23 protein-coding genes are annotated in these 23,273 nt (G+C 74.5%); 10 read left to right on the plus strand and 13 right to left on the minus strand.

The genetic code is table 11. From position 1 onward, the window contains the following. Nucleotides 1-2 precede the first annotated feature (2 nt). The 6 genes from V6U88_RS02725 to V6U88_RS02750 all read right to left on the minus strand — a co-directional run bounded on the left by V6U88_RS02725 (nt 3) and on the right by V6U88_RS02750 (nt 7,266). The gene (locus V6U88_RS02725; RefSeq protein WP_334449547.1) at nt 3-1,319 is read right to left on the minus strand and encodes a DUF2252 domain-containing protein; all 1,317 of its coding nucleotides are present in this window, start codon (nt 1,317-1,319) and stop codon (nt 3-5) included. Between the two features lie 119 nt (nt 1,320-1,438). Continuing rightward, nucleotides 1,439-3,322 carry an MSCRAMM family protein gene (locus tag V6U88_RS02730; protein WP_334449548.1) on the minus strand — a complete coding sequence of 628 codons (1,884 nt, stop codon included), beginning with the start codon at nt 3,320-3,322 and terminating at the stop codon, nt 1,439-1,441. Between the two features lie 112 nt (nt 3,323-3,434). Further along, the gene (locus V6U88_RS02735) at nt 3,435-4,013 is read right to left on the minus strand and encodes an NADH-quinone oxidoreductase subunit B (protein WP_334449550.1); all 579 of its coding nucleotides are present in this window, start codon (nt 4,011-4,013) and stop codon (nt 3,435-3,437) included. A gap of 72 nt (nt 4,014-4,085) precedes the next feature. Then, the gene (locus V6U88_RS02740) at nt 4,086-5,540 is read right to left on the minus strand and encodes a pyridoxal phosphate-dependent decarboxylase family protein (RefSeq protein ID WP_334449552.1); all 1,455 of its coding nucleotides are present in this window, start codon (nt 5,538-5,540) and stop codon (nt 4,086-4,088) included. Continuing rightward, nucleotides 5,540-6,919 carry an MFS transporter gene (locus tag V6U88_RS02745; protein WP_334449554.1) on the minus strand — a complete coding sequence of 460 codons (1,380 nt, stop codon included), beginning with the start codon at nt 6,917-6,919 and terminating at the stop codon, nt 5,540-5,542. The genes V6U88_RS02740 and V6U88_RS02745 overlap by 1 nt, the downstream gene beginning before the upstream one ends. A 32-nt stretch (nt 6,920-6,951) precedes the next feature. Next, on the minus strand, nt 6,952-7,266 hold the full coding sequence (locus V6U88_RS02750) for an MGMT family protein (protein WP_334449556.1): 315 nt from the start codon (nt 7,264-7,266) through the stop codon (nt 6,952-6,954). Nucleotides 7,267-7,279: 13 nt separating this feature from the next. Between V6U88_RS02750 and proB the strand changes: the two genes are divergently transcribed. The 8 genes from proB to V6U88_RS02790 all read left to right on the plus strand — a co-directional run bounded on the left by proB (nt 7,280) and on the right by V6U88_RS02790 (nt 12,844). Then, the gene (gene proB, locus V6U88_RS02755; protein WP_334449558.1) at nt 7,280-8,437 is read left to right on the plus strand and encodes a glutamate 5-kinase; all 1,158 of its coding nucleotides are present in this window, start codon (nt 7,280-7,282) and stop codon (nt 8,435-8,437) included. 46 nt (nt 8,438-8,483) lie between these two features. Next, nucleotides 8,484-9,728, plus strand: coding sequence for a glutamate-5-semialdehyde dehydrogenase (locus V6U88_RS02760; RefSeq protein ID WP_334449892.1), 1,245 nt, complete (start codon nt 8,484-8,486; stop codon nt 9,726-9,728). Nucleotides 9,729-9,814: 86 nt separating this feature from the next. After that, the gene (locus V6U88_RS02765; RefSeq protein ID WP_334449560.1) at nt 9,815-10,213 is read left to right on the plus strand and encodes a YbaB/EbfC family nucleoid-associated protein; all 399 of its coding nucleotides are present in this window, start codon (nt 9,815-9,817) and stop codon (nt 10,211-10,213) included. A gap of 2 nt (nt 10,214-10,215) precedes the next feature. Then, nucleotides 10,216-10,542, plus strand: a complete 327-nt coding sequence (locus tag V6U88_RS02770) for a PE domain-containing protein (protein ID WP_334449562.1) — start codon at nt 10,216-10,218, stop codon at nt 10,540-10,542. A 27-nt stretch (nt 10,543-10,569) separates the two neighbouring features. Beyond that, nucleotides 10,570-11,064: a WXG100-like domain-containing protein gene (locus V6U88_RS02775; RefSeq protein ID WP_334449564.1), complete on the plus strand. Its 495-nt coding sequence runs from the start codon at nt 10,570-10,572 to the stop codon at nt 11,062-11,064. Next, nucleotides 11,057-11,686, plus strand: a complete 630-nt coding sequence (locus tag V6U88_RS02780) for a hypothetical protein (protein WP_334449565.1) — start codon at nt 11,057-11,059, stop codon at nt 11,684-11,686. Before V6U88_RS02775 ends, V6U88_RS02780 begins: the two co-directional genes overlap by 8 nt. Further along, nucleotides 11,683-12,300 (plus strand): hypothetical protein, encoded by a 618-nt coding sequence (locus V6U88_RS02785; RefSeq protein WP_334449566.1) that lies wholly within the window; start codon nt 11,683-11,685, stop codon nt 12,298-12,300. Before V6U88_RS02780 ends, V6U88_RS02785 begins: the two co-directional genes overlap by 4 nt. A gap of 28 nt (nt 12,301-12,328) precedes the next feature. Then, nucleotides 12,329-12,844, plus strand: a complete 516-nt coding sequence (locus V6U88_RS02790) for an SUKH-4 family immunity protein (protein WP_334449567.1) — start codon at nt 12,329-12,331, stop codon at nt 12,842-12,844. Here the strand turns inward: V6U88_RS02790 and V6U88_RS02795 are convergent. The 6 genes from V6U88_RS02795 to V6U88_RS02820 all read right to left on the minus strand — a co-directional run bounded on the left by V6U88_RS02795 (nt 12,828) and on the right by V6U88_RS02820 (nt 21,237). Continuing rightward, the gene (locus V6U88_RS02795; protein ID WP_334449894.1) at nt 12,828-13,661 is read right to left on the minus strand and encodes a prenyltransferase/squalene oxidase repeat-containing protein; all 834 of its coding nucleotides are present in this window, start codon (nt 13,659-13,661) and stop codon (nt 12,828-12,830) included. The genes V6U88_RS02790 and V6U88_RS02795 overlap by 17 nt on opposite strands. A gap of 101 nt (nt 13,662-13,762) precedes the next feature. Continuing rightward, nucleotides 13,763-14,974 (minus strand): adenylyltransferase/sulfurtransferase MoeZ, encoded by a 1,212-nt coding sequence (gene moeZ, locus V6U88_RS02800; protein WP_334449896.1) that lies wholly within the window; start codon nt 14,972-14,974, stop codon nt 13,763-13,765. Nucleotides 14,975-15,054: 80 nt separating this feature from the next. Next, on the minus strand, nt 15,055-15,891 hold the full coding sequence (locus V6U88_RS02805; protein WP_334449568.1) for a DUF3152 domain-containing protein: 837 nt from the start codon (nt 15,889-15,891) through the stop codon (nt 15,055-15,057). A gap of 82 nt (nt 15,892-15,973) precedes the next feature. Beyond that, on the minus strand, nt 15,974-16,855 hold the full coding sequence (locus V6U88_RS02810) for a DUF3152 domain-containing protein (RefSeq protein ID WP_334449569.1): 882 nt from the start codon (nt 16,853-16,855) through the stop codon (nt 15,974-15,976). Between the two features lie 6 nt (nt 16,856-16,861). Beyond that, entirely contained in the window at nt 16,862-17,836 is a 975-nt protein-coding gene (locus V6U88_RS02815; RefSeq protein ID WP_334449570.1) for an alpha/beta fold hydrolase, read from the minus strand. Nucleotides 17,837-17,883: 47 nt separating this feature from the next. Further along, the gene (locus V6U88_RS02820) at nt 17,884-21,237 is read right to left on the minus strand and encodes a hypothetical protein (protein ID WP_334449571.1); all 3,354 of its coding nucleotides are present in this window, start codon (nt 21,235-21,237) and stop codon (nt 17,884-17,886) included. Nucleotides 21,238-21,387: 150 nt separating this feature from the next. Between V6U88_RS02820 and V6U88_RS02825 the strand changes: the two genes are divergently transcribed. Continuing rightward, on the plus strand, nt 21,388-22,026 hold the full coding sequence (locus tag V6U88_RS02825; RefSeq protein ID WP_074472473.1) for a TetR/AcrR family transcriptional regulator: 639 nt from the start codon (nt 21,388-21,390) through the stop codon (nt 22,024-22,026). A gap of 65 nt (nt 22,027-22,091) precedes the next feature. Continuing rightward, nucleotides 22,092-22,319 (plus strand): DUF3107 domain-containing protein, encoded by a 228-nt coding sequence (locus V6U88_RS02830; RefSeq protein WP_334449574.1) that lies wholly within the window; start codon nt 22,092-22,094, stop codon nt 22,317-22,319. A 58-nt stretch (nt 22,320-22,377) separates the two neighbouring features. Here the strand turns inward: V6U88_RS02830 and V6U88_RS02835 are convergent, their stop codons facing one another. Next, entirely contained in the window at nt 22,378-23,025 is a 648-nt protein-coding gene (locus V6U88_RS02835; protein WP_334449576.1) for a ferritin-like fold-containing protein, read from the minus strand. Nucleotides 23,026-23,273: the final 248 nt, after the last annotated feature.

Genomic DNA, 23,273 nt, shown 5'->3' on the forward strand with positions numbered 1-23,273 from the left:
GGTCAGATGCCCGGGAGGCGGCCGTTGCGGAACAGGTCCACGAAGAGCTGGTGGTCCTCCCGGGTCCGGACGCCGTACGCGTGCGCGAAGTCGACCAGATGGGTCACGAAACCCGCCTCGTCGGCGTCGACCGCCGCCACGATCGACTCCTCGGTGGAGTAGTCCACCAGGTCGTGGCTGGACTCGTCGTCGGCGACCGAGTGCATCCGGGCCACCGCCCGACCCAGGTCGCCGAGGACCCCGGCCAGCTCGTCCGGCTCGTTCACGTCCGCCCAGTCCAGGTCGGCGGCGTACGGGGAGACCTCGGCGACGAGCTGGCCGATCCCGTCCAGCTCGGTGAAGCCCAGCCACGGGTCGGCGTGCGCCTGCAGCGCCCGCTGCGACTCGGCCGTACGGTGGCCCTGGTGCCGGAAGTACCCGCGGACCCGCTCGTCCTCGATGTGCCGGGCCACCGCGGGCACCTGCGCCTGCTTCATGTAGATGACCACGTCGTTCTCCAGCGCCTGGGTGTGCCCCTCCAGCAGCAGGTTGTACGACGGCAGGCCGGCCGAGCCGATGCCCACGCCCTTGCGCAGCACCACGTCCTTGATCCGGGTGGCAACCGGACGCAGCCGCGCGGTGGCCTGCGGCAGCGTGGTCAGGTAGTCCTCGAAGGCCGCGCAGACCTGCTCCCGGGTGGCCGCGTCGATCTCGAACACCCCGTCGCCGAGGGAGAAGCGGCGCTCGTAGTGGTCGATCGTGGTCTGGGTGGTGAGCAGGTCGACCCGGGTGTTGAGCCGGGCCTGCTGGAGCACCCGGCGCAGCACGCCGTCGGCGTTGTCCAGGGTGATCGAGCCGATCGCGTCGTCCCCGCCGGCCGCGATGGCCCGCAGCTCGGTCAGGTAGGACCGGGCGAACCGGTCGACCAGGTCGCTGATCACCTGATCGGAGAGGGCCTTCGCGTAGCAGAGCAGGGCGACGCTGGCGGCGAGCCGCTTGAGGTCCCAGGAGAACGGCCCGACGTACGCCTCGTCGAAGTCGTTGACGTTGAACACCAGCTGCCCGGAGCCGTTCATGTAGGTGCCGAAGTTCTCCGCGTGCAGGTCGCCGTGGATCCACACCCGGCTGGTCCGCTCGTCGAGGAACGCCTCGTCGGCGAAGTCGCCGCGCTGGTCGGCGTAGAACAGCGACGCGCTGCCCCGGTAGAAGGCGAACGGGGAGGCGGCCATCTTGCGGAACTTGCGACGGAAGGCCGCCGGGTCGAGTGCCATCGAGGCGCCGAACTCCTCGGTCAGCACGTCGACGATGAAGGCGGAACGCTGCTCCGCGGACGGGGTCATGGACCGCAGGCTAGCTGCCGGCCGCCAATCGGGGCGTCGTTCGAGTGGACCGGCCGGCCGGGCCGGTCCGGCGGGTGGGCACCCACCGGACCGGCCCGCCGGCGCGACGGACGGTCAGGTCAGCTCGGGGCGGTGGTGCGGGTCTGCGCGCCGGTCACCGGGGCGCGAGCGCAGGTGCGGGTCTTGTCCGCGGCGATGGTGGTGGTGGCGCCGGCCTTCATCGCCACGGTGGCCGCGGACCGGACGCCGTACCAGCACTGCTTGTCGACCCAGTACTCGACGTACACGTCCTGGGTGCGGTGCCCGCGCAGGCTGAAGGTGCCGTCGCGGGCGATGTTGGTGAACGACGGGCTGGCGATGTCCAGCGTCCGCGCGTTGTACGTCCAGACGTAGCCGCCGTCCACGACGCCGGCCCCGTCGGTGACCTTGCCGGCGAGCACGCCGCCGGCGACCAGCTTGGCGTCCACGGTGGCGCTGGTGCCCGGGTTCACCTTGGTCAGGGTGGCCGCGAACCGGTCGGCGACGTCGCCGGACCACTGCCAGGCGTACCCGGTGTTGGCGTTCGGCGTGAACTCGACCGGCCAGCGGTACGGACCGAGGTCGTCGATGGTGTAGCGGCCCTCGGAGTTGGTGCAGTGCGCGCCGAAGATCGAGCCCTGGCTGGGGTGGAAGGCGAACGGGTAGGCGCAGACCCCCGGGACCACCGCGCCGGAGGGGTTGCGGACCGTGCCGGTGATGGTGCCGGGCGGGTCCATCCGGATCGTCGGGATGGTGACGGTCTGCTGGGGCTTCACCGTCACCAGCAGCGCCTCCCGCTGGTCACCGCTGCCCCCGTTCGCGGTGACCCACTGGTCGCCGTAGCGCTTGGCCGGCGGCTCGTACGGGTTGGTTGCCTGGTACGCGTAGAGCTGGTAGGTGCCCGCCTCGCTGAACGGGCCCATCTCCAGCACCCCGTCGTCCCAGGCGCAGTAGCTGCCCATCCGGGCGGACTGGCCGCCGCCCTTCGGACGCACCACTCGGACGCAGATGTCGGTGGCCGGCTCGCCGGTGGCCGAGTCCAGCACGGTCGTCGCGATCGCGCCGGCGGGATTGAGCTGGAACGCGACCCGGGTGACCTGCCCCCGGGTGATCGGGTAGTAGTCCGGGGTCTCCTCGACGGCGAAGTACGACGGGCCGGCGCTGACGGAGAGCTGCCAGCTGCCCGGTCGGACATCGGGGATCCGGACCAGCCCGTTGGTGCCGCAGGCCTGCGCGTCGTTGCCGCCGGTGTTGAGGACGTGGAGGCAGGGCCGGCGCACCGGCATGCCGGTCACCGCGTCGGTCACCCGCGCCTCGACCGTGCCCATCGGCAGGAAGCTCTCGTTCACCACGAGGGCGTCGCCGTCGGCGAGGGTGAAGAGGGTGCCCTGGTCCCGGGTCTCCTGCCGCGGCACCCACTGGTAGCCGCGCACGTTGTCGGAGATGGAGATGCGGTAGCGGCCGGGCGGCAGGTTGTTCAGGGCGTAGCGCCCGGCGCCCAGGTCCCAGGTGTACGCGATGGCCTCGTAGTGGAAGTCCTCGCCGTAGACCGTGATGGTGGCGTCGGTCGCCGCGCCGTACTCGTCGGTGATCGTGCCGCTGATGCCGGCCGACCCGCGGCCGAGGGTCACGTCGTGCTCGACGAGTTCGTTGCGGGGAAACCAGACGGCGTCGGCGTTCAGGTGGTCGGGGGCGTGGTACCACCACTCGGTGCGGAAGCCCTGGGCGTGCATCCGGACCTTGTAGCTCGACGTGTCCGCCGGGCTGGGGATGGTGTACCGGCCCTCGGCGTTCGAGCAGTACTCGGCCGCGACGGCGGTGGGCGAGGTGTGCAGGGCGAAGCAGGCGTTCGCGACGGGCGCGCCGTCGGAATCGCGCACGACGCCGGTGTAGCCGACGGTGTCGGCGGCTGCCGGAGCAGCGGTGAGAGGAACTATGGCGAGCGCCGCCAGTAGGGCGGCCCCCGTGGCCCGCATGGATCTCATGCCAGCAACATAGCGACGCCGGACGACATTGAAGATCATCCAGTCGGTCCAGAGACGCGGCCGGTCGGCCCGGGGGCGGCTCAGCACGCCACCGGTCGAGCCGGGTGCCGGCTCAGGAGGCCGGCGGACGGACCGGCGGGGAGGTGAGCGAGCCGACCGAACGGCGCGGGGAGTCGGCACGAGGCGCGGCGTCCGCCGGCGAGGCGAGCGCGTCGGGACGGGACACCCCGCCGATCCCGGACTGCTCGGCGGCGATCTTCTCCTGGAGCATGAGGATGCCGTGCAGCAGCGCCTCCGGCCGCGGCGGGCAGCCGGGCACGTAGACGTCGACCGGGATGAGCTGGTCGACGCCCTTGGTCACCGAGTACGAGTCCCAGTACGGGCCGCCGCAGTTGGAGCAGGCACCGAAGGAGATGACGTACTTCGGCTCGGGCATCTGGTCGTAGAGGCGCTTGATCGCCGGGGCCATCTTGTCGGTGACCGTGCCGGAGACCACCATCAGGTCAGCCTGCCGGGGGCCGTGGGCGAACGGGATCACGCCCAGCCGGATGAAGTCGTGCCGACCCATGCTGGTGGCGATGAACTCGATCGCGCAGCAGGCCAGGCCGAAGTTGAAGACCCAGAGCGAGTAGCGGCGGCCCCAGTTCAGCACGAACCGGATCGGCTCGCCGAGCACTCCCGGCAGCTGCACGGCCGCCCCCTTCCTGTCTCCCACCCGACAGTCAACCACAGCGTCGGGCGGTCGCCCCGGGGCCGCCCGGGGTCAGTACGCCGGGCGTTGCAGCAGGCTGACGAACTCGACCAGCAGCCGCTCGCGCAGCGTCGGCGGGGCGGCGTCCAGCAAGCTGTTCACCACGGCCATCCGCTCCGGCACGCCCCGGCCGCCGTCGAGGCCGAGCCCGGCGGCCAGGCCGGCGACCAGCTCCGGGGTGAGCGCTTGCGGGGTCAGCGAGGTCGCCAGCGCCTGCAGTTCGGCGGGGAGCCGGACCGGCCCGGCCGCCCGGGTCGCGGCCACCGCGGCGGCCAGGTCGGGGCCGAACTCGGCGACCCGGGGCGCGACCGAGGCGGTCACGGTCAGGTGCACGCTCGCCGGCAGGTCCGCGTACCGCAGCTGCGGCTGGGTGTGCCAGCCCCGGGCGGTCAGCTCGTCGACCAGCACGAAGAGGTCCAGCTCGGGGTCGGCGGCGGTGAAGCAGACCACGGTCGACTCCGGCTCGGCCATCAGCCGCAGCCCGTCGACGTCGCGGACCGCGTCGGCCAGCGCGGTCACCGCGTCCCGGGTGGCGGCGGCCAGCCGCAGGTAGCCGGCGTCGCCGAGGTGTCGCAGGGTGGCGTACGCGGCGGCGATCGGCCCGCCCGAGCGGGTCGAGGCGAGCACCGGGTTGACCATCGTGTACCCGGGCCAGTCGGCATAGGCGAAGTACTGCGGGGCGCGCAGCGCCGGGTCGCGGTGCAGCAGCAGCGAGACGCCCTTCGGGGCGTACGCGTACTTGTGCAGGTCCACCGAGATCGAGGTGACCCCGTCGACGGAGAAGTCGAACGGTGGCACCGGCACGCCGAGCCGGCGCAGGTAGGGCAGCGTCCAGCCGCCGAAGCAGGCGTCCACGTGGCAGCGCACCCCGGCCGCCGCGGCCACCGCGGCGATCTCCGCGACCGGGTCGATGACGCCGTGCGCGTACGAGGGGGCGGAGCAGGCCACCAGCACGGTCTCCGGGCGGATCGCGGCGGCCACGTCGGCCACCGCCGGGCGCAGCGTCTTCGGGTCGACCGGCACCGAATCGAGGGTGACCCCGAGCAGGTGGGCGGCCTTGGCGAAGGCGGCGTGCCCGCTGGCCGGCACCACGATCCGGGGGGCGGTCAGCTCGGGGCGGGCGTCCCGGGCCGCCTTGACGGCGAGGATCAGCGACTCGGTGCCGCCGCTGGTGACGCTGCCGACCACCTCGGCCGCGGTCGTGCCGGGGCCTCCGCCGAGCAGCCGGGCGGCCGCCCCGACCAGCGCGTTCTCCATCGCCAGCAGGGACGGGAAGGCGGTCGGGTCGAGCCCGTTGACGTGCGCGCTGGCGGCGTGCGCGGCGGCGGCCAGCTCGTCCAGGCCGGGTACGGCGGGGTCGTAGACGTAGGCGAACAGCCGCCCGCCGTGCGTCGGCCGGTCGAGCGCGCGCAGCTCGCGGATCTCCGCCAGCACCCGCTCGGCGGAGGTGCCGTCCTCGTCGATCATCAGTCGCCCTTTCCGTCGGGGTGCAGGGTCCAGCCGCGCAGCAGCAGTACGGCGAGCCCGACCAGCAGGGCGGGCAGCACGGTGAAGCCGAGCAGCACGCCGAGCCGGGCCTGGTCGGACTGGGCCGCCGCGGTGCCGGTGTCGGAGGAGACGTAGCCGGAGACCTGGAGCACCAGGCCGTAGAGGCCGGGGCCCAGCGCCAGCCCGAAGGTCTCCCCCGCCGTCCACAGGCCGGTGAAGACGCCCGCTTGGCGTCGGCCGGTCCGCGCGGTCTCGTCAGCGACGCAGTCCGGCAGCAGGGCCAGGGCGAAGACCTGCTGGCCGGCGTACCCGACGCCGAGCAGCGCGACCACCGCGTAGACGGCGGTGGCGGGCAGGGCGGGCGCGGCGACCAGGGCCAGCGCCCCGGCGGCGAGCAGCAGCGAGGCGACGACCAGGGCGGTGCGTTTGCCGAGCCGGGCGCCGAGCCGGGACCACAGCGGCATCACCAGCAGCGCCGGCCCGACGAAGCAGGCGAAGAGGAGGGTCGGGCCGTTCTCCGGGTCGCGCAGGATCTGGTCGGCGAAGTAGCTGACCCCGGCCAGGATGGTCGCCACCCCGGCCGACTGGATCACGAAGCAGAGCAGCAGTGCCCGGAACGGCCGGTTGCCGGCGGCCACCGCGAGCTGGGCGCGCAGCGTGGGCTCGGTCGCGGTCACCGTGCCGGTCGCGGCCGCGCGGGTGCCGAGGAACGCGCCGACCGCGCCGAGGGCGATCAGCGCGGCGACGAAGAGCCCCATCCACCGGTGCCCGGCGAGGCCGTCGCCGGTCGCGGTCACCACCATCGGGGCCACCGCGCCGGAGACCAGGATGGCCAGCGCCAGCACGGCGATCCGCCAGGTCATCAGCCGGGTACGCTCCGCGCCGTCGGCGGTCAGCTCGGCCGGCATCGCCACGTACGGCACCTGGAAGAAGGCGAACGCGGTGGCGGTGGCGAGGAAGGCGAGCGCCACGTACGCCCCGGCGGCCGGGCCGGCGCCGAAGGGCGCGGCGAAGATGGCGGCGAAGAGCACCGCCAGGGCCAGCCCGGCGCCGAGCAGCCAGGGCCGGCGCGGTCCCCAGCGGGAGCGGGTGCGGTCGGAGAGCCGCCCGGCGACCGGGTTCACCAGCACGTCCCACGCCTTGGGCAGCAGCACCAGCAGGGCGGCCACCCCGGCGGCCACGCCCAGCGTGTCGGTGAGGTACGGCAGCAGCAACAGCCCCGGCACGGTGCCGAACGCGCCGGTGGCCAGCGAGCCGAGCGCGTAGCCGGCGTGCACCCGGCGGGGCAGCGGGTCGGAGCGCCGCGCCCCGACCGGGCCGGCGACCGAGGGGTCGGCTTCCGCCGGCGGCGCGTCCATGGGGCCGAATGTTACTCACGTTATGGCCCGGGTCACATCCCCTCCTCCGGCCACCAGCTCGCCGCCGACATGTCCACCCCGGCGGAGCGCAACGGGCAGCCCTCGGCCCGCAGCCGGGCCCGCGCCTCGACCTCGTGCCCGGGCGGCAGCCGGCCTGCGGAGGTCACCACCCGGTGCCAGGGCACCCCGCCGCCGTGCCGGGCCATGATCGAGCCGACCAGCCGGGCCGAGGCCCGTCCCGAGCGCTCGGACAGGGCGTCGGCCACCGCCCCGTACGACATCACCCGGCCCGGCGGGATCCGCTCGACCAGCGCGAGCACCGACTCGACGTACTCCTCAGGCGTCACGACCGGCCAGGATATGGGAAGCCTGCCGGGTCGCGCGGGACCGACCACGCAGAATGGGCGGGTGCGCGAAGCAGTCACCCAGGCCCGGCGGATCGTCGTCAAGATCGGGTCGTCCTCGCTGACCACCGGCGGCGGTGGGCTGGACGACGCCCGGGTCGACGCCCTGGTGGACACCCTCGGCGCGCTCGCCGCCGACGGCCGGGAGGTGGTGCTGGTCTCCTCCGGCGCGATCGCCGCCGGCCTGGCCCCGCTCCGGCTGCCCCGGCGTCCGCGCGACCTGGCCACCCAGCAGGCCGCGGCGAGCGTCGGGCAGGGCCTGCTCATCGGCCGGTACGCGGCCGGCTTCGCCCGGCACCGGCTCACCGTCGGGCAGGTGCTGCTCACCGTCGACGACGTGACCCGGCGGGCGCACTACCGCAACGCGTACCGGACCCTGCGGAAGCTGCTCGACCTGCGCGCGGTGCCGATCGTCAACGAGAACGACACGGTCGCCACCGAGGAGATCCGCTTCGGCGACAACGACCGGCTGGCCGCGCTGGTCGCCGCCCTGGTCGACGCCGACCTGCTGGTGCTCCTCTCCGACGTGGACGCGCTCTGGACCGGGGATCCGGCCGAGCCGGGCAGCACCCGGATCACCGAGGTGCACGGCGAGGCCGACCTGGCCGGCATCGACATCGGCGGCGCGGGCCGCTCCGGCGTGGGCACCGGCGGCATGGTCACCAAGGTCGAGGCCGCCCGGATCGCCACCGGCTTCGGCATCCCGGTGGTGCTGACCGCCGCGCCGCTGGCCGGCGAGGCGTTGGCCGGCGAGCCGGTCGGCACGTTCTTCCACCCGAGCCGGCGGCGGCCGACGGCCCGGCTGTTCTGGCTCGCGCACGCCACCGCGCCCCGGGGCCGGCTGCACCTCGACCCCGGCGCGGTGCAGGCGGTGGTGGGACGGCGCAAGTCGCTGCTGCCGGCCGGGATCACCGCCGTCGACGGCGCGTTCACCGCCGGGGACCCGGTCGACCTGGTCGACACCGACGGCGCGCCGGTGGCCCGGGGGCTGGTCAACTACGACGCGGTGGAGCTGCCGGGGCTGCTCGGCCGCTCCACCGGAGAACTCGCCGCGGCGCTCGGCCCGGCGTACGAACGGGAGGTCGTCCACCGCGACGACCTCGTGCTGCTGTGAGGAGTTGCCGATGAGCGAGCGTCAGCGAGCGGATCAGGGTGCCGGCATGAGCGTCAGCGAGCAGGCCCGCCGGGCCCGGGACGCGGCGGGCGAGCTGGCGGTCGCCACCCGTACCGCCAAGGACGCCGCGCTGCACGCGATGGCCGACGCGCTGGTGGCGCGTACCCCCGAGATCCTGACCGCGAACGAGGCGGACCTGGCGGCCGGGCGCGCGGCCGGGCTGAGCGCGGCCGTGCTGGACCGGCTCGCGCTCGACGCGGGCCGGGTGGCCGGCATCGCCGACGCGCTGCGCCAGATGGCCGCGCTGCCCGACCCGGTGGGCGAGGTGGTCCGCGGCTCGACCCTGCCCAACGGGCTGGAGCTGCGGCAGATCCGAGTGCCGTTCGGGGTGGTCGGCATCATCTACGAGGCCCGGCCGAACGTGACTGTGGACGCCGCCGGCATCTGCCTGAAGTCCGGCAACGCCGCGCTGCTGCGCGGCTCCTCGTCGGCGGCGCACTCCAACGCCGCGCTGGTCGCCGTGCTGCGCGACGCGGTGGCCGGCGCCGGCCTGCCGGCGGACGCGGTGCAGCTGCTCGACGCCACCTCGCGCGACTCGGTCAAGGAGCTGATGCGGGCGCGCGGCCTGGTCGACGTGCTGATCCCGCGCGGCGGCGCGTCGCTGATCCGGACCGTGGTCGAGGAGTCGACGGTGCCGGTGATCGAGACCGGGGTGGGCAACTGCCACGTCTACGTCGACGCCGCGGCGGACGTGGCGAAGGCGGTGGCGGTCACCCTCAACGCGAAGACCCAGCGGCTCTCCACCTGCAACACCGCCGAGTCGCTGCTGGTGCACGCGGCCGTCGCGGACGCGTTCCTGCCGCCGGCGCTGGCCGCCTTCGCCGAGGCCGGGGTGACCGTGCACGGCGACGCCCGGGTGGCGGCGTTCTCCGACGCGGTGGTGCCCGCCACCGACGAGGACTTCGCCACCGAGTACCTCTCGGCGGACATCTCGGTCGCCGTGGTCGACTCGCTCGACGCGGCGGTCGCGCACATCCGCCGCTACGGCACCGGGCACACCGAGGCGATCCTGACCGACTCCGCCGCGGCGGCCCGGGAGTTCGTGGCCCGGGTGGACGCGGCGGCGGTGATGGTGAACGCGTCGACCCGGTTCACCGACGGCGGCGAGTTCGGCTTCGGCGCCGAGATCGGCATCTCCACGCAGAAGCTGCACGCCCGCGGCCCGATGGGTCTGCCCGAGCTGACCTCGACGAAGTACGTGGTCACCGGGGACGGGCACCTGCGCGGCTGACTGTCTGTGGTGGACGCTGCACCCGGAGGGGTGCGCGGGGCCGCTAGTCTGAGGCCGGTTCGGCACGGCTGGTCTGGGGAGGCGGCATGCTGGGCGAGAGCGCCCTGGAAGAGCAGCTGGCGCAGGCGCGCGCCGCGCTGCGCGAGGTGAGCCGCGGCGTCACGCCGCGGGAGCGGGTCGAGTCGGTGGGCGAGGCCGCCGACGGGCGGATCCGGGTCATCCTCGGCACCGACGGGCGGGTCAGCGCCGTCGACCTCGACCCCCGGGTGCTGCGCGAGGGGGCGGAGCACCTCGCCGAGGAGCTGCGCCGGGCGGTGAACGCGGCGCTCGACGGGCAGGACGACCCGGCCGCGTCCGAGCCGATGCCCGACCTCACCGCGATGACCGCCACCGTCGAACGCCTCCAGGACCAGGGCCTGCGGCAGATGCGCGAGATCAGCCAGGCCATCAGCGACACCATGCGCAAGCTCCAGCAGCGGAGCTGACGATGGAGAACCTCGACGTCGACATCGACGCCATCCGCCGCGGCGCGGACGAGCTGGCCCAGGCCAAGGAGGACGTCCGGCAGGCCTTCGAGGCGTTCCAGGCGGCGGTGGGCGGCTACGCGCAGGCCTTCGGCGGCGACGAGATCGGGATGCTGGTCGGCGTCGCCCACCAGGCCTGTGTGGACGCGCTGACCGAGTGTGTCAGCACCAACGTCGCCGAGCTGGAGAGCTACGTCGACGGCCTGCACGCGATGGCCGAGAGCTACCGGGCCGTCGAGGAGGGCGTCACCGCCTCGTTCCGCTCGATCCTCGGCTCGCTGGGCGGCTGAGCCCCCGCACGCACGAAAGGAGTCGCCGTGGGCCTGACGCTTCCGGGCGAGCTCGCGTCCCTGCTCTCCATGATCGGGTACGACTGGCCGGAGTCCGACGAGACCGCGCTGTTCCAGCTCGCGGGCGAGTGGACCGGCATGGCCGACCGGATCAACGGCTCGGTCGCCCGGCTGGAGTCGGCGGCGCGGACGGTGCTGGAGACCAACCGGGGCGAGAGTTTCACCGCCTTCGCCAGCGAGTGGAACGACAAGGAGTCGGCCGCCCGCAACATCGCCGACGCCACCAATCCGACGAACGTCATCGCCATCGGGCTGATGGCCGCGGCGGGCGTGGTGCTGGCACTGAAGATCCAGGTGATCGTGCAGCTGATCCTGCTGGCCATCCAGATCGCGCAGGCGATCGCCACGGCGGCGGTCACCTTCGGCGCGTCCCTGCTGGAGATCCCGATCTTCAAGATGATCACCGGGCTGATCGTCGACCAGCTGATCGGGATGGCGGTGGACACGGTGCTCAATGGCTAAGAAGCGGACCAGCCCGCCCCGGCAGGCCCAGGCGAAGGGCGCCCGGATCGTCTCGGCGTACCTGGAGAACGCCGACGTGTTCCGCACCGCCAAGACGGCCGGGACCACGCCGAGCGGCCCGGCGGTGCTGGTGCTGCGCAACCGGCCGGATTTCGACAAGCGGGACTTCGACCGCAAGGCCAAGGACCTGGTCCGGCTCGGCCAGGAGGGGCGGCTGAGCAAGGCGAAGTCGGACCGGACGGCCAACAGCGTCTACCACCGGGGCGGCCGGGGGACCAGGCCGGGCACCCGGACCCGCACCAACGTCTTCCGGGACCGGGTGATCCGCCGGCTGACGAAGAACGAGCAGCTGACCCAGCAGCACGGTGACCGGACGACCAACCAGTACCTGGCCAACAAGAACCTCGTCGACCGCCTCTACGACGGCCGGGGGCCGATCACCGCGCGGGGCCAGGGACTCGACCCGGACCACGTCCACGAGCTGCAACTCGACGGAAAGGACGAATACGCTAACCTCAGGCTGATGGATGCCTGGACCAACCGCCAGATCGGCAGCGATATCTCCGTGGCGTTGCGCGACGTCCCCGAGGGCACCCCGATCATCGTGAAGGTCCTGCCATGACCCGGCCGGACCCGGCCGTCCTCGCCCGGATCGCCGAGAAGCTGGAGCTGCTCACCCGGGTCGAGTCCGAGCACGGCTTCGGTGTCCGCATCGACGGGCCGGCGCCGCTGGAGCCGATCGCCGACCTGCCCGGCGTCGCCGAGGTCTACGGCCTGTTCCAGCGCCTGGAGGGCGACAACTTCCGGTTCCACGCGCCGAAGGAGATCCTCACCCCGCAGGCCTGGGCGGAGCACGAGGTCGACCCGAACGACCCGATGGGCACCCCGATGGTCGTCGGGTACGAGATGGACAGCGTCCCCGCCGGCCTCCGCGCCGAGATCCGCGGCGGTGACCCGATCTACCTCGACCGGGAGGACCTGGACGTGTACTACATGGAGTCCAGCGCCTACGTCTACCAGTACGAGCATCCCGACGAGGACGTCGAGTTCACCGTCATCGCCCCCGACGTCGCCACGTTCTTCGACGAACACGTGCTCGGCCCCCGCTACCCGGAGCTGACGGCCGTCGTCCTCGGTCCCGCCGCCCCCGAGCAGCGGCTGCGCAAGGGCCGGCACGCAGGCGAGTACGCCGACAACTGGCGACGCCTGCTGATCGCCGCCGGCCTGTCCTCCTGAATCGCCCGTCGACCCGCGAAGGACCGTCATGGCAGCTGATCCCCGGTTCACGGCACTGTGGAGCGAGGACGAGCTCATCCCGTACCCGCGCGAGGCGTGGCTGGAGGGGGGCTTCAGCCCCGACCTGCTCCCCGCCGGCGACGAGATCCCGCTCGACGTGGCGGTCGTCTACACCGCCTTCCTCGAGGGCGACATCGAGCTGTACGACACCATCCAGCTGAGCACCGAGGACGGTGCGCTGGACGTCCGGCTGATCGTGGTGGGCGCGGTCGCCGACAATCCCGACCTGCTCTACGTGCTCGACCCGCGCAACGGCGAGATCCTCCAGTTCGACCTGGACCAGCAGGACATCCAGGGCGTGAACAGCAGCTTCCGCACCTTCGTCGAGTTCCTCTACCAGTTCGCGCTCTTCGTCGAGGCCGACGAGGGCAAGGCGGGCCGGGCCGAGCGGGCCGAGACGCTGCGGATGGTGCTGGAGAGCATCGACCCGGCCGCGTTCACCCCGGACGGCTGGTGGCCGCTGGTGATCAGCCAGCTGAAGTGACGGCCGCGCGGCAGGCCCGGATCGCCCGCAGGGTGGTGTGCACGTCGAACTGGTGACCGTCGTCGCTGTCCCAGCCGCCGTCGCTGCGCTGGGTCTCGGCGAGCCGGCGGCGGGCCGAGACCAGCAGCCACTGCTCCTCGCCCACCTCCACCCGGCGCAGCGTCGCGGCCAGCCAGGCCACGTCGGCCGGGGAGAGCTGCGGAATCCGCTCGGCCAGCACCGCCTGGATGCGCGCCGACTCGTAGTACATCTCCTGCCGGTGCAGCACGGCCGCGCTCAGCCAGCCGGCGGGCAGGAAGGACGGCCAGCTGCCGTCCGGGGCGAGCTGCGCGGCGACGGCGTGCGCCGCCGCCTGCACCACCCCGGCGTACGCGCCGCCGACGCGGTGGTCGAGCGGGCCGGCGGCGCGGGCGTCCAGGCCGGCCACGGTCAGCCAGAACCCGGCGTTGGCGGTGAGGTAGAACCGGGCCTCCGGATCGCCCGGCCGGGCCCACTCCGGGGCGAGGTCGGCCAGCGACGGGTCCTCGTCCCAGCTCCCGTCGGGCAGTTGCCGGGCGGCGAGCCAGTCCAGCGCGTGCCGGGCCGCCGGGCGGCCGAGGGCACCCAGGTCGTCCAGCTCGGCCAGGCGGAAGCAGGTCGCGTCGACGGAACCGACGGGACCTTCCAGGACGGCCGGCCAGCCGCCGTCGGGGGTCTGGCCCGCCTCGGCGGCGTCGAGCAGCTCGGCCGGCACCGGCGCGCCGGTGCGCAGCCGGGAGAGCCGGGCGCGGTCCACCGCGTCCCCGTGCGCCACGACGAAGCCGACAGCGGCGTCCATGTCCACCACGGCGGTCACGCTACCTGCGCAAAGGTGATCGCGCCTCGGTGAATCGGCCGAGGTCGGGGCGGTGGTGACCGCGCCCGACCCCGGCCGACCGGTCAGTACGCGGGCAGCGAGGGATCGATCTGCTTGATCCAGGAGAGCACGCCGCCCTGGACGTGCACCGCGTCGCGGAACCCGGCCGCCTTGAGCGCGGCGAGCGCCTCGGCGGAGCGGACACCGGACTTGCAGTGCAGCACGATCTGCCGGTCCTGCGGGAGCTTCGCCAGCGCCTCGCCGGAGATGATCTCGCCCTTGGGGATCAGCGTGGCGCCGGGGATGCGGACGATCTCGTACTCGGCGGGCTCGCGGACGTCGATCAGGAAGATGTCCTTGCCGGCGTCCTGCCACTCCTTGAGCTCCAGCGCGGTGATGGTGGCGTCTACCACCGCCTCCTGCGCCTCCTCGGAGACCGCGCCGCAGAAGTCCTCGTAGTCCTCCAGCAGGTCGGTGACCGTCGGGTTCTCGCCGCAGAGCACGCAGTTCGGGTCCTTGCGGACCTTGATCTTGCGGTAGGACATCTCCAGGGCGTCGTAGACCATCAGCCGGCCGACCAGCGGCTCGCCGATGCCGGCGAGCAGCTTGATCGCCTCGTTGACCTGGATCGAGCCGATCGACGCGCAGAGCACGCCGAGCACGCCGCCCTCGGCGCAGGAGGGCACCATGCCGGGCGGCGGGGGCTCCGGGTAGAGGCAGCGGTAGCAGGGGCCGTGCTCGGCCCAGAACACCGAGGCCTGGCCGTCGAAGCGGTAGATCGAACCCCAGACGTACGGCTTGCCGAGCAGCACCGCCGCGTCGTTGACCATGTACCGGGTGGCGAAGTTGTCGGTGCCGTCGACGATCAGGTCGTACCGGGAGAAGATGTCGCGGACGTTCTCCCGGTCCAGCGCGGTGTTGTGGATCTCGACGTTGACCAGCGGGTTGATCTCGCGGATGCTCGCCGCGGCGGACTCGGCCTTGGACCGGCCGACATCGGAGACGCCGTGGATGATCTGGCGCTGGAGGTTGGACTCGTCGACGGTGTCGAAGTCGATGATGCCGAGCGTCCCGACGCCGGCGGCGGCGAGGTACATCAGGGCCGGCGAGCCGAGACCGCCGGCGCCGACGCAGAGCACCCGGGCGTTCTTCAGCCGCTTCTGCCCCTCGACCCCGACGTCCGGGATGATCAGGTGGCGCGAGTAGCGGCGGATCTCGTCAACGGTCAGCTCGGCGGCGGGCTCGACGAGCGGGGGCAGCGACACGGTGGACTCCCCGGGATCGGCTGGTGGCAGACCGCGTCATTGTCGCTCGGGGCAGCCGTGCTCGGCCATGAGGAGGGACACGTCGCCCGACATGCGGGAGCGGGAATAACTCAGACACCGGGGACGAGTTCGCCGGAGTGGCGCACTCCGTCGACATACGGCCAGGCGTTGGCGACGCAGCCGTCCAGGCCGTACGTCTGCTGCTGCATCACCGGGGCCGGCGCACCGGGGCCGGGGCAGGCCTGGTGCTCCTCGCCGAACTCGTGCCCGACCTCGTGGTTGACCACGTACGTCCGGTAGACCACCAGCGGGGCGCCGTAGTCGGGGACGGCGTCCATCCAGCGGGCCAGATTGATGATCACCTGCCCGGGCAGACGGCAGGAGGTGTAGCCCTCGGTGCTCAACCCGCCCTCGGCGCACATCGCCTCGGAGGTCGCCGGGGTGGCCAGGTAGACGGTGAAGTCCGCGGCGTCGGCCTCGGACACCCGCTGTACCCGCAGCTCGCCGGAGGCGATCCAGCTGCGCGGGTCGGCGAGCACCTCGTCCACGGTGGCGGCGAAGTCGTCGACGTCCTGCCCGGCGCCCTCCTCGACCGCCACCCGGTAGCGGTGCAGCGGCCCGTCGTACCCGCGCACCGGCGAGCGCCCGTCGGCGGCGACGAAGCGGCCCGCGCCACTGGTCGGGTACGCGGTGGGTGCGGCATGGTCGCCCGCCCCGTGCCCGTGCGCCCGCGACACCCCGGTGGACGCGGGCGCGGGCGGCTGGTCGTCGGCCCGGACCAGGGCGACGGCGGCGACGGTCGCGCCGAGCGCCACCAGCCCGAGCAGCGCGGCGAGCCGCCGGCGGCGGCGCATCCGGACCAGTCCGGCTCGGACGTCGCCGACGGGTGGCCGGGCCGGGGCGCTCGGCTCCGGTCCGTCGCCCTCGGCGCGCGGGGATGGGCTCACCCGACCAGCATGGCAAACTAATCGGGCATATCAGCGCTTTATCGACGACTACGTGAGTAAGTTTCAGATCGCGCGGCGGGGCTCAGACGGGACGGCCGACGTACCGCCGACCGTCTAGGTAGGGCCACGGGTTCGCGGTGCAGCCGTCGAGGAAGAGCGACTGCTGCTGCATCACCGGCGCCGGCCGGCCCCGCCCCGGGCACCGCTCGTGGCGGTGCCCCAACTGGTGTCCCACCTCGTGGTTGACCACGTAGGCGCGGTAGAGCGACAGCGGCACACCGGCCCGCACGAAGTGCGGCACCGAGGTCCGCCACCGGTCCAGGTTGATGATCACTTGTCCGGGCGCCCGGCAGGACGTGTACGGCCGGCCGCCCACCCGGATGTCCACTCCCCCGGCCCGGCACATCCGCCACGCCGTGGCGCCCGTCGCCAGGTACACCGTGAAGTCGTACGCCTCACCCGCCGGCACCCGGCGCAACCGCAGCCGACCGCTGTCCACCCAGCTGCCCGGGCCGGCCAGCGCCGCCTGCGCCTCGTCCGAGAAGGCGTGCACGTCCTCGCCGGCACCGTGCTCCACCGCCACCCGGTACCGCTGCACCGTGCCGGCCCGCCCCAGCACCGGGCCGGGCCGGTCGTCGTACCCGAAGGTGCCCCGCCCGGCGGCCGGCACCGGGCCCGCGAGCTGGAGCACCGGGGCCGGGCTGGTCGCGGACGGGCTGGGGGCGACCGGCGGCGACGGCGACGGGGTGGCCGGCGCGACGGTCGGCCCGAGGGCCGGCGTCACGGCGGCGAGCGTGTCGGCGTCGGCGCCGGGACGGCCGGCGGAGAGCGCGCCGCCCGCGCCGACCACCACCGCGAGCATCGCCAGGAACAACACCGTCAGCCGACGGCCGGTGAGGGGCGCGCGGCGGCCACGCGGGGTCGCACGCGGGCGCCGGTGACCGTGGGGGAGGAACTCGGACATCAGGGGTCAGCCTGCCATGTCGGACCCCTTCGAGGCGACCTCCGTCTCGGCGAGCAGGTGCAACACGGCGCGCGCCACCGTGCGCGGCACCTCCACCTGCGCGACGTGGCCGACCCCTTCGAGCATCATCAGCCGGCTGTCCGGGATCACCCGGGCCGCCTGCGGCGCCACCCGCACGTCCACCAGCTTGTCCTGCAGGCCGCCCACCACCAGCGTCGGCGCCTGGACCGCCGCGGCGATCCGCCACATCGACCCCGGCCCCGGCAGGTACGAGCGCAGGAAGCTGGAGACCAGGCCACGGAACGTCCGGACGTACGCGGCGGCGTAGTGCGCGGCCTCGTAGCGCACCCGGATCTCCTCCAGCGCCTCCTGCCTGCGCTGCTCGTTGATCCGGCTCAGGTCGGCGAAGCACGCCTCCAGCACCTGCTGCGCCATCACCTCCGGCGCGAGCTGGGCCAGCCGCCAGGCCGCCAGCCGCTCCGCCCGGGGGATGGCCAGCAGCGGCAGCATCCGCCCCTGCAGGGAGCGGCGGAAGTCCAGGAACGGCAACGCCGGCGAGACCAGGGTGAGGGTACGCACCAGCTCCGGCCGCAGCCCCGCCACGTGCACCGCGATCGCCCCGCCGAGGGAGTTGCCGAACAGGTGCACCGGCCCCCGGTCGGAGTGCTCGATCCAGCGGATGACCCGCTGCGCGAAGGCCGGGATCGTGTAGCGCCGCCCCGGCTCGCTGCGCCCGAACCCGGGCAGGTCGATGGCCTGCCCGTCGAGCCGGTGGGCGAGCAGGCCGGCCAGGTCCGTCCAGTTCTGCGACGAGCCGCCCAGCCCGTGCACGTACAGCGCCGGCTCGGCGTCCGGGCCGGTGGCCGGGGTGTCCCGGACGTAGGTGACCGTCCCGTCGAGACGTACCTCCCGGCCGGGCCAGGGCGGCGGGACGTGCGGCGCGGGCAGCAGGTGGTCGGGCCAGAGGGCGGCACGCTTCATGCCTCCCAGTGTGCCCATTTCGACCCACCGGCGTACACCGTGCCCGATCAGGCCAGCAACGCCTCCAGGCGACGGTTGACGGCGGCCAGCGTCGCGCGGACCACCGCCTGCCGGGGGTCACCGGCGACCAGCGCGGAGCCGGCGAGCTGCTCGACCCAGCCGTCGCAGACCAGCAGCACGACCACAGTGGCCACCTCGCAGTTGCCGAACGGCACCACCGCCGCGTGCTCGACGAAGCACCGCCCGCGCTCGGCCGTGCCCTCGCCGCCCCGCAGCAGCTGGTCCACCGCCGCCGCGGCGGCCACCGCGCAGAGCCGCAGGACGTACCCGTCCACGGCCGGCCCGGTGGAGTGCCCGGCCGCGGTCTCGCCGCCGGCGAGCAGGCGTACCTCGACGGTGGCGTCGAGGCCGAAGGTGCTCACCTGGACGTGGTCGATCACCACCCGGGGCCCCGGCGCGCCGCCGGTGTCCAGCGGTCGGGAGGGCGCCGTCTCCGTCGTGGTCATCTGCCCACCGGAGTACGACGTGCCGAGCGTGGCCGGGCTGCCGGTGGCCGGCGGCGCGGAGGTCAGGCTCGCCTCGTCCACACTGGCCCGGCCCCGGTGCGCGGAGACCTGGCGTCGCCGGCGCGGCACCCCGGCGACGGTGCTCGGGGTGTCCTCGACCCGGCCGGGCGCGGGGGTGGAGGCCGCGGCCGCCGGGCGGGCACCGGGCGCCGGGTCGGAGACCAGCCGGCCGGCGGCGGCCGGCGCGCGACCCTCCCGACCGGATGGATCGGCCGGACCACTCGACGGGTCGGCCGCGCGGGACCGCCTCGCCGGACCGGCCCCCGGGTCCTGGCGGCGCAGCTCGGTGGGGCCGGACTCCGCATCGCGCGGCCCAGCCCCCGTCTCGCCGGGACGCGGGTCGGCGCCCCGCGACTCGGGCGCGCGGGTCTCGGCGGATCGGCGGCGCAGCGGCGCCGGCGCAGGGGCCGTGCCGGGCAGGTTCTGCGGGGCCGCGGCCAACCCCATCCGCTCCTGGAGCAGTCGGGCCACCACCCGGCTCACCTCGGCCGGATCGGCGCCGTCGGCGAGGTCGAGCCGGAGGCTGTGCGCGCCGGCCGGGGTGCGGCGCAACGCGGCGTCCCGGACGCCGGGCACCTCCCGCACGGCATCGAGGATGGCGTTGACGTCGAAGCCCTCCGGCCGTTCCCGCAACGGGGCGGGCTCGTCGTCGCGACGCAGATGGGTGGCGATGCGGGCGAGTTCCGGGGTCTCGGCGGGTGGCTCCACGGCTGGCGGCTCCGGCACGACGGGCACGTCCGGCTCGGCGGGGACGCGCTGCGGCAGCACCGCCGCGCCGGGGCCCGGCGTCCCGTCCTCCACGGCCGGCTCGGCCGGAGGTGCCGGATCGGGGGCGGAGCGGCGGGCCGCGTAGGGGGGTGCGCTCGTCGGGGCGGGCGCGGGGGGAGGGCGATCGAGGCGGCGCGGCCCGCTCGTGGCGGGGTCCGACGCGGCGCCGGGACCAGTGGTGGTCGGTTCATGGCCGGGACGCTCCGCCGGGGCCGCGGCGGACTCCGCCGGCACGGACCGGAGCCGGAACGGCCGGTCGGCCCGGTCGGCGGTGGCGGTGCCGTCGGCGGCCGGTTCCGCCGTCCGGACCGGCGGCGCGCCGTAGGCGGCGCCCGCGCCCCGGTCGGCCGCCGGGGGTGCGCTCCGGGGCGCGGCGGCCGGTGCCTCGGCCGGCGGCGCACTGCGCGGCGCCGTGACAGGCGGCCCGCCGTAGGACCCGGTGGTCGGTGAGGTGCGGTAGGAGGCGTCGACCTCCGACGGCCGGTAGGCCCCCGTGCTCGGCGACGCACCGTACGGCTCGGTGCTCGGCGACGAGCCGTAGGACCCGGCGCTCGGTGACGAACCGTAGGAGCCCGCGCTCGGAGACGAGCCGTACGACCCGCTGCTGGGCGGCGAGCCGTAGGAGCCCGCGCTCGGTGGCGGACCGTAGGAGCCGCTGGACGACGACGTGCCGTGGGCCGTGCCCGCCGACGAGGTGCCGTAGGGCGGGTCGGCCGGCGGGGCACTGGCCGGGGCCGCGGGCGGGGCGCTGGAGGGGGCGGTCGCCGGTGGCGCGCCGGCGGAGGCACCGGCCGGCGGGGCGCTCGCCGGCGGGGCGCTGCGGGGGGTGACCGAGGGCGGCGCGGTGGCGGACCGACCGCCGGCCCACCCGGTGGGCCCGTCCTCGGCAAACCGTTCCGGGGCAGCCGGCCGGTCGGTCGACGGCTCGGCCCGGGCCTCCCGCTCGGCCCGGGTCAGCTCGTACGGCCGGGGCTCCTCAGACCGCACCGGCTCGTACGGGCGGGCCGGCTCGGCCCGTACCGGCTCGTACGGGCGGGCCGGCTCGGCGCGCACCGGCTCGTACGGCCGGGCCGGTTCGGCGGACCACTCCGGCGCCCGGTCGGAGCGGGCCCGGCGGCTCGTCGGCGGCTCGTCCTCACGGGCCCACCGCGGCGCCCAGCCGCCGCCCCAGCTCGGCCGGTTCCAGCTCGGGCCGGACCAGTCCGGTTCCTCGGCGGAACGGCGACCGGGGCCGTCGTAGGGCTGCTCGGCGGCGGGCGGGCCCACCTCGGCCCGCCGCTCCGGCTCGCCGCGGTCGGTGCCCGCCTCGTGGGCCGTCGGCCCGGCCGGCTGCCAGCCCGCCCCCGACGTGTCGTCGCCGGGGCCGGCCGACTCGGCCGGGGAGTCGGAGTGGCGACGGTCCGCCCAGGCGCGGGGCGAGTCCGGCGGGAACGGATCGGCCTCGGCCCGGTCCGGCTCGGGGGCGTGGAAGCCCGGCGGGACCTCGAAGCCGGAGGCGGCGGTCCCGACCGGCGGGACCTGCACGGCCGGCGGCGCGGACGTGGGGAAACCGCCCTCCGCCCAGCGGCCCACCCGGGGCGGTTCGGCCGAGGAGTGCCGGGCGGCGTCCGGGTCGGCCGAGCCGGACTGCTGCTCGGTCGACGGCACCGGCCGCTGCGCCGGCACGACCAGCCGGTCGCCGTCGGCGTCCCGGATGCCGGGGCCGAAGCGGGGCGCGTCGGCGGGCGGGGCGCTCACCGGGGACGGCCGGCCGCGCGGCTCCTCGCCGGGGTGGCTGACGCCGTTGAGGTGGGGCCGGCCGTTGCGCGGCACGAGGTCGGGCTCGGGGTCGGCCAGCGGCGCCGGCAGGTCGCCGTGGCGCGGGGAGGAGGCGTCCCAACCGGTGGCCGGCTCGGACCGGTGCCAGGGGGCGACGGTGTCCCGGTAGGCGGGGGCGTCGGCCCCCTCGGACCACCCGGTCGCCGGGGGTGCCCACCCGCTGGCGGAACGGGCCGGGTCGTCGTGCTGACCCGTCCCGTCGCCGTGCTCTCCCGGGGTGGCGGCACCGGGTTGCCCTGTTTCACTCACCGCGCGCTCCTTGGTCGCCCCCGCTGAGGCTACCGTGTGGTGACAGTGGCGATAAGTTACAGCGGCGGGCCAATTCCGGGACCGGGGTACATGCCCCCGACCGGTACGGGGTAAAAGTGCCGGCTCGTACGAAGAAACTCGGAGGTTCCCATGACCGCTGTGGGGAACGGTGCGCAGACCGCAGGCCGGCCCACCCGGCTGCCCCGTTCGGCGCGCCGTAAGCAGCTGCTCGCGGCGGCGCAGGAGGTGTTCGTCGCGCAGGGTTACCACGCCGCTGCGATGGACGACATCGCCGAGCGGGCGGGAGTCTCCAAGCCGGTGCTCTACCAGCACTTTCCCGGCAAGATGGAGCTCTACCTGGCGCTGCTCGACACGCACTGCGACGCCATAGTCGCCAAGGTGCACGACGCGATGCGCGGGACCAACGACAACAAGGAGCGGGTCGGCGCCTCGGTGCGCGCGTACTTCGACTTCGTCGACCACGAGAGCGAGGCGTTCCGCCTCGTCTTCGAGTCGGACCTGCGCAACGACCCGGCGGTCCGGCAGCGGGTGGAGCGGGTCGAGCAGGGCTGCATCGCGGCGATAACCGACACCATCATCTCGGACACCGGCGTCAGCCGGGCGCACGCCGAGCTGCTCGCCTCCGGCCTGGTGGGTGCGGCCGAGACCGCCGCCCAGTTCTGGTTGGCCGGCGGTCGGCAGGTGCCCAAGGCGGAGGCGGAGGCGCTGGTCGCGGCGCTGTCCTGGCGCGGGATCGCGAGCTTCCCGCTGCAAGGTGAGTCAGCCTGAACATCCGGCCCCGAGATCGGATAGCCTTCCCAACGGCGGCTCTTTCGCCCACCTGAGGAGGCACAGTGGAGGTCAAGATCGGCGTGCAGTACGCGCCGCGCGAGCTGGTTCTGGAGAGCGCGCAGTCGCCGGCCGAGATCGAGCAGATCGTGACCGACGCCTTCGGCAAGGACGAGGGGACGCTGTCCCTGACCGACGAGAAGGGCCGGCGGGTCATCGTGCCGGTCAGCAAGGTCGCCTACGTCGAGATCGCCGAGGCGTCCCCGCGGGCGGTCGGGTTCACCGTCCGCTGATCCGGTCCGGCCTCCACGGCGGGTGCGCCCGCCGTGGGCCGGGCCCGGCCGGGCGGCGTCAGTTGTTCAACCCGACGGCGGCCATCCGGGTGGTGTGCTTGGCGGTGAGCCGGCGGAACGTCGCCTGCACGTCCGTCCCGTCCCGCACGATCAGCGCGGTCAGCGCGCCCCGGTCCGCTGCCGCGACCCGACCCGCCTGGGACAGCGCCTCGCCGACGAGCCGGCGCGCCCACATGGAGAGCCGGTTGGCCACCCGCGGGTCGGCCTCGATCGCGGCCCGAATCTCGGCGGCGGCGAACTCGGCGTACCGGGAGTCGTGCAGCACGTCGCGCACCAGCCGCCGGTACGGCTCGTCCAGCCGGTCGGCGATCTCGCCGAGGAAGTCGTCGGTGATGGCGTCCCCGACGTACGCCTTCGTCACCGCCTCCAGCCAGTCCTTCGGTTCGGTGGAGTCGTGGTACGCCTGCAAGGGCCCCACGTACGGGGCCATCACGTCGTCGGGCGTCGCCCCGAGGGCGGTGAGCCAGTCCGCGAGGCGGCGGTAGTTGCCGATCTCGGCGGCGGCCATCTCGCTCAGCGCGGCCCGGCGGCGCAGGTCGGGGGCGAGCCGGGCGTCGGCGGCCAGCCGGTCGAAGGCGAGCAGCTCGCCGTAGGCGACCAGACCGAGCAGGTCGACCACGGCCTCGGCAGTTGTCGGGGCGGACACGAGCGCAGGGTACCGCCCAGACCGGCACATCGAGACCCCGTGACAGTGACTCAGGTCACAATTGCCACCCCCGGCGGAGACCCGTCCACCGCGCTCCGGGACTCCTGCGAGGCCGCTCGGGTAGTATGGAGCAGTTGCCGCGGGCGCCGATCTGATCGAAGTCCTGCCTGCGGCGCGCGTGCGGCCCGGTCCGGCTCGGCGATTCCGCCGCCGACCGCGTGGCCCGCGCCATACCGAACGCGCCCTGA

The organism is Micromonospora sp. CPCC 205739, from assembly GCF_036906795.1.
In the GTDB taxonomy this organism is placed as follows: domain Bacteria; phylum Actinomycetota; class Actinomycetes; order Mycobacteriales; family Micromonosporaceae; genus Micromonospora.